The 10762-nt window shown below is 47.1% G+C and carries 11 protein-coding genes; 4 read left to right on the top strand and 7 right to left on the bottom strand.

All coding sequences use genetic code 11. The features are described 5' to 3' along the window. Window positions 1-94: 94 nt before the first annotated feature. From NTW12_08665 to NTW12_08645, 5 genes are all read right to left on the bottom strand, one after another. The gene (locus tag NTW12_08665; GenBank protein MCX5846415.1) at window positions 95-319 is read right to left on the bottom strand and encodes a hypothetical protein; all 225 of its coding nucleotides are present in this window, start codon (window positions 317-319) and stop codon (window positions 95-97) included. Window positions 320-826: 507 nt separating this feature from the next. Next, complete coding sequence (locus NTW12_08660) at window positions 827-1411, bottom strand: flavodoxin family protein (protein MCX5846414.1); 585 nt, start codon at window positions 1409-1411, stop codon at window positions 827-829. Window positions 1412-1504: 93 nt separating this feature from the next. Beyond that, window positions 1505-1951 carry a membrane protein insertion efficiency factor YidD gene (gene yidD, locus NTW12_08655; protein MCX5846413.1) on the bottom strand — a complete coding sequence of 149 codons (447 nt, stop codon included), beginning with the start codon at window positions 1949-1951 and terminating at the stop codon, window positions 1505-1507. Between the two features lie 110 nt (window positions 1952-2061). Next, complete coding sequence (locus NTW12_08650) at window positions 2062-2958, bottom strand: MBL fold metallo-hydrolase (protein ID MCX5846412.1); 897 nt, start codon at window positions 2956-2958, stop codon at window positions 2062-2064. 135 nt (window positions 2959-3093) lie between these two features. Further along, window positions 3094-3396, bottom strand: coding sequence for a phasin family protein (locus NTW12_08645; GenBank protein MCX5846411.1), 303 nt, complete (start codon window positions 3394-3396; stop codon window positions 3094-3096). A 258-nt stretch (window positions 3397-3654) separates the two neighbouring features. Here NTW12_08645 and NTW12_08640 point away from each other — a divergent pair, with 258 nt between their 5' ends. Then, window positions 3655-5847, top strand: coding sequence for an acetate--CoA ligase family protein (locus tag NTW12_08640; GenBank protein MCX5846410.1), 2193 nt, complete (start codon window positions 3655-3657; stop codon window positions 5845-5847). 28 nt (window positions 5848-5875) lie between these two features. On the opposite strand, the gene NTW12_08635 is transcribed toward NTW12_08640, so the two are convergent. After that, on the bottom strand, window positions 5876-6838 hold the full coding sequence (locus NTW12_08635; GenBank protein ID MCX5846409.1) for a helix-turn-helix transcriptional regulator: 963 nt from the start codon (window positions 6836-6838) through the stop codon (window positions 5876-5878). Between the two features lie 176 nt (window positions 6839-7014). On the opposite strand from NTW12_08635, the gene NTW12_08630 reads away from it, so the two are divergent. Genes NTW12_08630 through NTW12_08620 form a run of 3 tightly spaced genes read left to right on the top strand, consistent with a single transcriptional unit; the run spans window position 7015 to window position 10056 of the window. Continuing rightward, window positions 7015-7497, top strand: coding sequence for an NAD(P)H-dependent oxidoreductase subunit E (locus tag NTW12_08630; GenBank protein MCX5846408.1), 483 nt, complete (start codon window positions 7015-7017; stop codon window positions 7495-7497). Further along, complete coding sequence (locus tag NTW12_08625) at window positions 7490-9346, top strand: 4Fe-4S binding protein (protein MCX5846407.1); 1857 nt, start codon at window positions 7490-7492, stop codon at window positions 9344-9346. The genes NTW12_08630 and NTW12_08625 overlap by 8 nt, the downstream gene beginning before the upstream one ends. 11 nt (window positions 9347-9357) lie before the next feature. Beyond that, the gene (locus NTW12_08620) at window positions 9358-10056 is read left to right on the top strand and encodes a 2Fe-2S iron-sulfur cluster-binding protein (protein MCX5846406.1); all 699 of its coding nucleotides are present in this window, start codon (window positions 9358-9360) and stop codon (window positions 10054-10056) included. 265 nt (window positions 10057-10321) lie between these two features. Here NTW12_08620 and NTW12_08615 read toward each other — a convergent pair whose 3' ends face one another. Next, window positions 10322-10762 carry a hypothetical protein gene (locus NTW12_08615; GenBank protein ID MCX5846405.1) on the bottom strand — a complete coding sequence of 147 codons (441 nt, stop codon included), beginning with the start codon at window positions 10760-10762 and terminating at the stop codon, window positions 10322-10324.

Below are 10762 nucleotides of genomic sequence, written 5' to 3'. Positions count from 1 at the left end.
TTGCCAACGGTTTGGCTGATATCCTTTGCTTTCACACCTGTAACCTCCTCGTAACATAATGACGTATTGGGGACATCCACTGATTATTAATCGCTCATAGCACAGATAGAGCAACAGGAACAAAAAATAATACAGCCGCTGCAATAACGATAACGGAACACACGTCTATCCATTTTTCATACTTCAGCAGATATTCATCCCAGTTACTGTTTTCAATGAAATGCCTAAATTTCTTCAAAAGTTTTCCTTTTGATCTGAATCCCCGAAATTCCAATTTTGCGATAATAATATCATTTGCTCTGAGTGTCTTGATTCCCATAACCGAACCTCCTCAAATCAATCTAAACACAACATATTGTGGCTATCTACTACCATAATACAATATATAGTGCAAGAAATATTTAAGGAAGAAAGACTGACGAACCCGTAAAAAGTCGTCATTCCGGCGAAAGCCGGAATCCAGAGTTATGTAACTACTGGAAAGAACTGGATTCCGGATCAAGTCCGGAATGACAAAGTAGGGATTTTCGGACTTTTTACGAAGGCGTCAAGACTCGATTTCAAAAAAAGCCTGTACAGACTCTCTGGAGAACCGTCGGGCTATTAACATCATTTTTTAGCAGGAGGTCTTTGTTTAATATCGGGTTTAAGTCAATGACATTGACTTAAGCACTTTGACCCCCCTCTTTTCTAAAGAGGGGTTTGGGGAGATTTTACGGAATGCAATTAAAATCCCCCTGAATCCCCCTTTACAAAGGGGGACTTGAAAGAGATAATATTCTTAAGTCAACGACATTGGGGTTTCAGTATTAATCGTCTGTAAAATTTAAGCCTTCTTTGAATGGAGTTTTTTCAGAAGCCATGCCATGTTCTCGCCGAGTGTTTTCATTGTCTGAACGCCTTCTTCATCTTTCAACACATCACCGGGGTCTCTGCCGATTCCGATACTCCAGTAGCTTGCACCGGGCATGACCATTTGCATATAATGCAGAAAAAGATTCATGGAATTGAACGCGGGAATGGCCCCTGCACGTCTGACTGCGACGACCGAAGCTCCCACTTTTCGTTTGTACATATAATCGTTGGCGCGTGCAACTAAACCGCATCGCTCAATAAAAGCCTTCATTCCTGCCGAAACATCTGAGAAGTAGGTGGGTGATCCCAGAAGGACACCGTCTGCCTCATCCATCTTTGTCAGCAGGTCATTGAGGATGTCTTTTTTAACTGCGCAACGACGGTCCTTATTCTTGAAGCACTTGTAACAGGCCCTGCAACCGGCCATTGAATGCCCTGCCAGCTGAATCAGCTCCGTCTGTATGCGCTCCTTCTTCAACTCATCCAGCACAAGGTTAAGCAGAATCGCTGTATTGCCGTCTTTTCTCGCGCTTCCATTTATTGCCACAACCTTCATGATCACTCTCCTTTTGTCAACGTGTTCTTGTATGAACGATTTAATCGCATTATACTACGAAGTCAAGGACATACCTTTACCCACAACCCCTCCTTAATGACGCTTATCTTTGTCAAACCAAAAATCATTATTGCTGACAGGGTCATGGAAACGTATGCTTTCACCATGTACAATGACGGGAGCATATCGAATTTCATCACTTTCATGAATCAGTCTATCGACAGTCATTATAGCACCGATAAAAAAACCATGTTTCTTTATCGCTTGGAGAGCGTATGTTGAACATGTCGGCTTCAGCGGGCAGCGATCTCCATCCACGACGGATATATACTCTTGAAATATCGTAATCCCTTTCATCAAAAGAAAGGCCATGGGTGATGATATATCGTTATTGTTTTGATTTACGTTTTCTTCACCCTTTTGATTAGTATAATCCCACGGAATGAATTCTCTTTCGTCGCCGCAATAACAAAGGCCTATAAAACAGAGCAAAAATAGCGGTATCAGAATTACAATAACGGATACTTCTCTTTTCAGCATAGGCAACTACCTTGAAAATGCTTTTGCATTAGGGCACATTTCATTAGTTAACGACTTATATTTATTGCCGATAATGAATGAATACGGGAATTACTGTCTCTGTGGCTTTTTTACAGGTTTTTAGCGATAAACTTGACTATCTGCTTAAAGACCCCTTCGAGAATGTCCCTCGCAATAAAATAATCAGGCATCTGTTGATAGAAATAATCAGTGATGGCCTTTCCAGCAGCGTCGATATCCCCGTCATGCCTGCGGTATACATCCTCCATGATGCCTTTCCATTTGCGGCCTTCTTCGAAGGTCAGATCAATGAACCGGCCCGCCTCATCCCCGGTGATATAGCCGTAATGGTCCCCACAGAGGAAGGAAACCGGCAAAGGTCTTAATTTCTCAAGGCTTTCAAGATATTGTGTGATATTTGTATTCATGGAGGGGAAACAGAAGTTCTGGTAGGGGATACCTGCGGCATCGGAGGCGAACATGGTTCTCATGTTGGGTTCGTAGGCGGTAATTGAACAGTTTGAGTGGCCGGGGGTATCTAAAATCAACAGACGAACATCACCCAGGTCTATTGTATCCCCTTCGGCCAAAGTGACGCCGGAGATGTCATCGCGCCATTCGATATTATAAGCATTCAGAGCATTCTCGACCCCCATCTGTTTTGCGCTTAACCGGCTGAAGCTGTTGATAATCTCTATGGCCTTGGGCATGGCGAGAATCTTCCAGGCCGGCGCCGAGGCATATATTTCTATATCGGGAAAGGTCCGCTTGAAGTATGGGACGATTCCTACATGATCGAAATGCGAATGGAGAATCAGCAGCTTCCCGATCTTTTCCGCATCGATCCCGAACGTCTTCATCTGCTGAAGTACGTCGTGGATTATGTAACTGAACCCCCCGTTGATCATGATCGCGCCGTCTCTTCCCTCGAGGATATAAACACCCGCCTCCTCACGGCCTAAGTACCAGAGATTGTCCGTTATCTTTCCCGCCTTTCGAAATCGCATACATTCTCCCTCCTATTGCTGAACTTGCCTCCCGGGACAGGCTTTGTTAAAAAAACCAGGATTCGCTTGCCTTGAAACTTATGTTTTTTGTTTTGCCATACTTTTTAACTCACTGACGGACTTTTTGTGAAGTCTTCATTCCTTGGATTCATCGGCCTTTTCTAACCGCGCAAGTCTTTCTTTAATTGCCTCGATTTCTTTTCGTGTCGGGATGTTCATACGGTTCAGGAAACCGGTCACAAATTGTTCCATCTTCTTTTCCAAGTCATTTTTTGCCTGTTTTGATTTTTCTACAAATTCATCAACGGCCTCGCGCGCTTCCTTCTCTGTCATCTCTCCTTTTTTTACGAGTTCATTCATAATTTCCTGAATTTTTTCCGTCGTCATAATGGCCAACCCTGCACCGGCCAATGTCATCTTCCTGACAAAATCAAACATCGCTATCCCTCCTCTGTTTTTGGTGATATTTGATGATTGCAAAAAATAAAACTCTCATTCCCCCTTACCCTCCCCGATAGGACAGAGGGTAACTTTAAAAACTATTACGAATTCACTATAGTTAAATGTAGATTTTTTTTAAGAAAATGTCAATCTATTGGTTTCGCTCTGTTTTTCGATATGATATTTGCACTCCATGATCACGTATGATAAGCATCGGTCTCAATTAATCTGTGATAATCACCATGAGAGGTATCTATGAAAGCTGCTGAACTGATCAGGAAAGCAAAATCAGAAGGGAGAACTGCCCTGACAGAGGCGGAATCGAAAGCGCTGCTCAAAAATTACGGCGTGCCTGTGGTTGATGAAGTCGTCGCTTCCAGTTTGGAAGAGGCCGTAGTACAGGCCGAGGCTGCAGGTTTTCCCGTGGTTCTGAAAGGTCTCGGCGCCCGGCTGACACACAAGACGGAACGCGGGCTTGTTAAGCTGAATTTGAAAAGCGCTGATGATGTCCGAAAAGCTGCCGATGAAATTACCGGGGCGGCAGGTGATGACCTTGAAGGATTTCTTGTATACCATATGGTTGAGGGCAGACGAGAATTCATGGCCGGGCTGTTTCATGATGCCCAATTCGGGCCGGTTATCATGTTCGGTTTGGGCGGTATCTTTGCCGAGGCGCTGGGAGATGTGGTGTTTCGAATCGCACCCCTCGATGAAACACATGCACACGATATGATAAATAAAATTCGGGCATTTGACTTGCTGGGACCGTTTCGCGGTGAGCAGTCAGTCAATCGTGAACTGATTGTACGCACCCTTGTTGGTTTATCCCGTCTGGGTATTGAGCATCCGGAAGTAAGAGAGGTTGATGTCAATCCCCTGCTTGTCGGCCCGGATGGCCAGGTGACTGCTGTGGATGCGCTGGTCATTATTGGCGATATGTCTTTGAAAAAGTCCGCCCGGCTGCCAATTGACATCAAGGCACTGCGGAACCTCTTCTGTCCCCGGTCAATTGCACTTGTCGGTGCATCTTCCACCTTCGGCAAATGGGGGTACACACTGTTCACCAACATTGTTGCCGGGAATTTCAAAGGGGAAATCTATCTGGTCAATCAGAAGGGTGGTGAGATCGCAGGGAGGCCTGTATTCAAATCTGTGGCAGATATTCCCGCTCCTATAGACCTTGCCGTGGTAATAGTCCCCGCAGCAAAGGTCATCGACCTGATTCCTCAATTCAAGGCAAAGAATATTAAAAGTATGCTCTTAGTTACATCAGGTTTCAGTGAGACAGGGAAAAAAGGGCTGCGTTTAGAGGAGCGGCTGGTGGAAGAGGCGCATAAGGCCGGAATTACTATTCTTGGACCCAATACAATGGGGATATGTAACCCTCATGAAAATTTATTCTGCACATATCAGAACGTGCGGCCAAAGCCCGGTTCGACAACGCTGGTTGCCCAATCGGGGAATCTGGGAACACAGCTTTTAGCATTTGCCGAGGGTGAGGGAATCGGTATACGTGCATTCATAGGGTCGGGAAATGAGGGGATGATCACAATTGAAGACTACATGGAAATTCTCGAATTTGATGACCTGACGAAAACGGTCGTTTTATACATAGAGAGTGTAAAAGACGGCAGGCGTTTTTTTGACTCAACCAGAAGGGTCGCCCGTAAAAAACCGGTTATTTTGCTTAAGGGAGGTCGTACCCGCGAAGGAGACCGCGCTGCCGCCAGCCATACAGGTGCAATGGCTTCCAATATCAAAGTCTTCAAAGCCGCATGCCGCCAGGCAGGAGTTGTACTTGGTGAAACATCCATAGACCTTCTTGATCTCTCTGCTGCATTTTCATCACTGCCTTTGCCGAAGGGCAGGCGGATTGCCATCATGACCTTAGGTGGAGGCTGGGGGGTCATTACAGCAGACCTGTGCGTCGAATATGGGCTGGAGGTGCCTGAACTTTCAACGAATATAATATCGCGAATTGATCAAGTTCTTCCACCGTACTGGAGCCGCTCCAATCCCGTCGACCTGGTTGCAGAGATGGATCTCTCTGTTCCGATGATTCTGGTGGAGGAGTTAGTGAAGTGGGACGGGTGTGATGCGGTAATTCACCTGGGCATTCTTGGCAGGCAGATCTTTATAAAACGAATGATTGAATCCTCTCTCATGGTTGATCAGACGTGTGACCGTCAGTTTTTTGAAAAAATCCCGCGTCGGATGGTCGAGTTTGAACTCAGTTATAATGAACACGTGGTTCGTTTGATGGAAAAGTATAACAAACCGGTATTGGGGGTCTGCCTCCTTTCCGATGAGAGCACCCGTACCATTACGGATATCGAGGGGAGTCTCTATAAAGGGGTTGCCTTCCTCACACCGGAGCGCGCTGTAAGGGCGCTTGCCGGAATGTATTCATACAAACGCTGGCTGGATATTGAGGGGATTTCATCATAGATGTAAAAGACGAATTTCTGTCCTTCGTTCATCTGACCGATTGTAGATACGTAGTGAGGTTTACCTCACTGTTAGTGATCTTGAGCTTTCGGCGGATATGTTCCCGGTGGCGGTTGATGGTAGCCATGGAAACACCCCTGAGCTGAGCTATTTCTTTGGTGCGCAGTCCATTGCGGATCATATTACAGATTGTGATCTCTGTCGGGCTCAAGGAGTGGTATTCATGAGACAACTGGTTGATGAAAGGAGATGTGATTTCCTCTATGCTGGTAATCAGCATCTCTATATATTTCCTCTGAGCTCTCGGCAGTTCCAGGGCTAATGCATGTAAAACAGGCATTATGATTTTCTCAATATTAGCCTGGATGTCTTTGTAAATACCTATCTTCTCTTCTTCGATTCTCGCCAGAATGGCACGCAGTGCTGCGTTTGTCTCTTGCAGCGCCGTTCGCTCCACGTTAAGCTGTCTGTTAATCTCCTGAAGTTCACGCTCAGAAGAAATACGCGTAGCAATGGCGCCGATTCGTTCGGCCACGGCGTCCAGCAAAATGCGTTCCTCTTTGAGAAAAGGCCCTTCATCGGACGCCGGCTGTTCTTCGCAGTAAAATATTTCAACTTCACCCACTGGCTCGTTGTACATAAGGATCTGTGACGACTGCCGCCACCGAGTAACTTTGAAATCCCTGCTTTTGTATGTTTTTCCCTCGAACACTATTCTCGAACACGTACTTTCCGGGTATTGCCAGGAAAGAGGAAGAAAATTAACAAGACTTTTCAGCAGATCATCAATGGAATCGTGATAGCGTTCAGCCAATTGTGATATTCCATAGAGGCAATTCAGTTCCTTGATGCGTTCACGGAGAGCAACTCCGACTTTTGTGGGGTCTGTTTCATTAGTCAGGGGAATTCGCCAGAAGAAGGACAACTCTTCCAGAGGATTGTGTTTCTCCGGAGAAGCAGTCCCCGGTATAGCAGAGTGAGTTTTAGCCATCGCAATATCTGTGCTTATACCAATAATGAATGGGCAGTCTATATGCACTTAAATAGTATCATTTATGCATATATTATATGGGTAATTTGAGTGCATTATTACCGCATTTACATATTTTTCCATATCATTTAAAAAAACGCATGTCAATGAAAAACTCTGAAATGGAGGATACATAGATGTACTCATTCACACTTGACTCAATTTTAAAAGGGCGCCGGAGTCAGCCGCACCAGCTTGTTGAAGTGCTCCATGATGTGCAGGACTACTACGGCTACATTCCCAAAGAGGCCATGAGAACCGTTTCAAAAGAGCTAGGGGTACCCCTCATAGATGTGTATCGCGTTGCCAGTTTCTACAAGGCTTTTACCTTGAAGCCGCGCGGGAAAAACGTGTTCACAATATGCATGGGTACGGCGTGTCACGTCCGTGGCGCCAAGCAGCTCCTCGATCAGGTTTCAGGCCAACTTAATGTGAAGCCGGGTAATACGACAGCTGACGGTCTTTTCACGGTTGAACGTGTCAACTGTCTTGGGGCCTGTGCCCTCGGACCTATTGTTGTGCAAAATGGAACGTATCGCCACCACATAACCCCCGGCAAACTTCGCACATTAATCGATTCAGCCCGCAGAACGAAAAGGGGGGAAATTGAACATGCGTAAGATTAATCACACAAAAGACCTTGAAGCCCTGCGCAAGCAGCTTCAGAAAAAGCGGGAGGATATCCGTTCAACCATTATCATGTGCGGCGGAACTGGTTGCGAGGCATCACAGGCAACGTCTGTAATTGATGCGGTCAGGAGCGAATTGAAAAAGCAGAAATTGGTAAAAAATGTTCAAGTACGCACCACAGGGTGCCATGGGTTCTGCGAACAGGGGCCACTCATGGTTATCGAGCCGGCAAACACATTTTATTGTCACCTGACACCGAAGGATGCCGGTGAAATTGTAACAAAAACAATCCGCAACGGCGAAATTATCGAGCGGCTGCTTTACACGGACCCGGTCTCCGGCAAGAAAATCCGTACGGAGGCGGAGATCCCTTTCTACCGGGCTCAGGATAGACAGTTGCTGTCATATAACAAGCTGGTCGATCCCTGCTCCATTGAGGACTATATAGCAATTGGAGGGTACACGGCTTTGGGAAAAACCCTCTCCCGAATGGCGCCAAGAACAGTCATCAAGGAAATCTCGGATTCCGGTTTGAGGGGGCGTGGAGGTGGAGGCTTCCCGACCGGCCGCAAATGGGTTGAGTGCCAGGCTGCGCCCGGCGACGAGAAATACGTCATCTGCAATGCAGACGAGGGCGATCCGGGAGCATACATGGATCGCAGCGTCCTCGAGGGTAATCCGCACCTCGTTATTGAAGGTATGCTGATTGGAGCATGGGCCATTGGCGCACGTCAGGGCTATATATACGTACGTAAGGAATATCCCCTTGCTGTGCAACATGCAAGATTTGCCGTACAGCAAGCGCGGCTGTACGGGCTTCTGGGAGAGCACATCCTGGGATCGGGCTTTTCCTTTGACGTGGAAATCGCCAGAGGCGGCGGGGCGTTCGTCTGCGGCGAGTCCACGGCTCTCATGGCCTCACTGGAAGGCAAAGTCGGTGAACCTCGGCCCAAGGACGTTCACACCGTTCAGGAGGGTCTGTGGAACAAGCCGACTGTCCTGAACAACGTGGAAACATGGGCCAATGTGCCATCAATTATTCTCAATGGTGCAAAATGGTTTGCTTCCAAGGGAACTAAAGGCAGCAAGGGAACCAAAATTCTCGCTCTCACGGGTCACGTCAAGAACACGGGTCTTGTCGAGGTAGCGATGGGAACATCTTTGCATACCATTGTGTTTGATATCGGAGGGGGGGGAGACAATAAAGACAAACCCGTAAAAGCCGTGCAAACCGGAGGGCCGTCCGGGGGATGTCTGCCTGTAGAAAAATTCGATCTTCCTGTAGACTTTGACGCTCTGTATGAGGCGGGTTCAATGGTTGGTTCCGGCGGTATGGTTGTAATGGACACGGCTACGTGCATGGTGGATGTGGCTAAGTACTTCCTGGCATTCCTTCAGGACGAGTCATGCGGCAAGTGTGTATCCTGCCGCCTGGGGATCGACCGTATGCTGGAGATCATTACCGATATCACCGAAGGACGCGGCCGTCCCGAGCAGATTGAACTCCTCAAGGATTTGGCAGAAACAGTGAGCGAAACATCTCTCTGCGGATTGGGTAAGACGGCAGCAAATCCGGTCCTTTCAACATTGCGATATTTTTCCGGGGAATACATTGCACACATAAAGGAAAAACACTGTCCCGCCGGCGTGTGTAGCGCGTTGATTACATACGCAATCGATCCGAAAAAGTGCACTGGCTGCGGCGTATGTATAAAAGCATGTCCTCACGGAGCCATTGAAGGAAAGAAAAAGCAGGCGCACATCATCAACTTTCAGGAATGCCGTAAATGCGGCATCTGTGCGAGCGACTGCAAATTTGAAGCAATAAATGCCAATTGATGAGGTGAGATATGCAACAATATGTTACATTAAAAATTGATGGTGCCAATATACGGGCTTCAAAGGGAACCAGTGTGCTTGATGCCGCTATCGAATACGGTATCTGTATTCCACATCTGTGTCATGTTCCATGCTTACATGACATCGCCGCCTGCAGACTCTGCATTGTAGAACATGTAGTAAACGGCGCTTCAAAGATTACGACTTCATGTACTTTACTTGTGCAAGAAGGCATGGAAATTCTCAGTAATACGGATAAGATTAAAAGGCTGAGACGCAACATCGCAGAACTTCTGGTCTCCCAGGCGCCCAACTCGCGTGCTATCCAGGACATAGCCGTACGCTGCGGCGTGAAGGAAGTCCGCTATCCCTTCAGAAATAGCAATTGCGTTCTGTGCGGGAGATGTGTGCGCGTCTGTACGGAAATCTGGAGGGCAAAAGCCCTTGGATTTGTGGGACGCGGCAATGAGCGCCATATTGACTATCCCCTTGGAGACCGTACGGAATCCTGCAAGCACTGCAACTCATGCATCTTGCTCTGCCCGATGTCCGTAACGCCATGTGACGGGCCGATGAAACACGGCGAGGAACGCCTCTGCGGCAAGTGCGAATCGAAACTTTCCATGGCGGAAACGGTGCCGGATTCCTGTGTGTGGTGTGAACTGGGCAAAAGCTTCCAGTGCGCGCGTTATTCCCAAGAGAAGTTCTGACAATTGAGATCCTTCTCACTCTTCTTTGCAAAAGGTGGATTTTGCAGCGTGTTCGCGTGAAAAAAGTGAGCGGAGCGGGTTTTGTGATGTTCCTTTACGGCATTCGTGAGAATAGATTCTTCTCCTTCCAAACGTTATGCATATCGGACCCATGAAGCCCGTTCCCATAGGACAACAACGAACACCGCAAATGGATGTCTTTTGATATCCTTTTGCTCCAGAGCAAAGAAACGTGCCTTATCGCCTATATCTATCGAACGCTTTTTCAGGATTTCTTCCGATCTTCCACTCTGATTTCCATCACGACGCGCCCCCATCCTCCACACTCTACGCCGACGTCAAAGCAGGCAGCCCGCTTGAATCTCATCTGGTTTGGATCAACACCGGCATAAAGAAACTCAGTTGCCGTGAAAATCTGGGACGTAATCGCACTCAATGCATAGACACATATCCTTTTCGGACAGAGTGCGGTTAAAAGATTCCCCGCACTGTCAAAATGGAACGTATCACCAACCTTGTGCTGACTGTTACATCCATGCGAAGCTACTACTTCCGCAATGATTGTCTTGTTCACCAGCCCAGGCACCTTGGATAAGATGTCCTCATTTCGAGGATCTTCCCGAAATATTTTCATTTCCTCATCGTTATATCCCAACCGGTTTTGCATTATCTGCCACTTCATGGTTTCCCACATTGTATTGTCCAT

Source organism: Deltaproteobacteria bacterium, from assembly GCA_026388545.1.
In the GTDB taxonomy this organism is placed as follows: Bacteria; Desulfobacterota; Syntrophia; order Syntrophales; family UBA2185; genus JAPLJS01.
The sequence above is the reverse complement of the archived record's forward strand: the minus strand, read 5'-3'. Positions and strand labels throughout refer to the sequence as shown.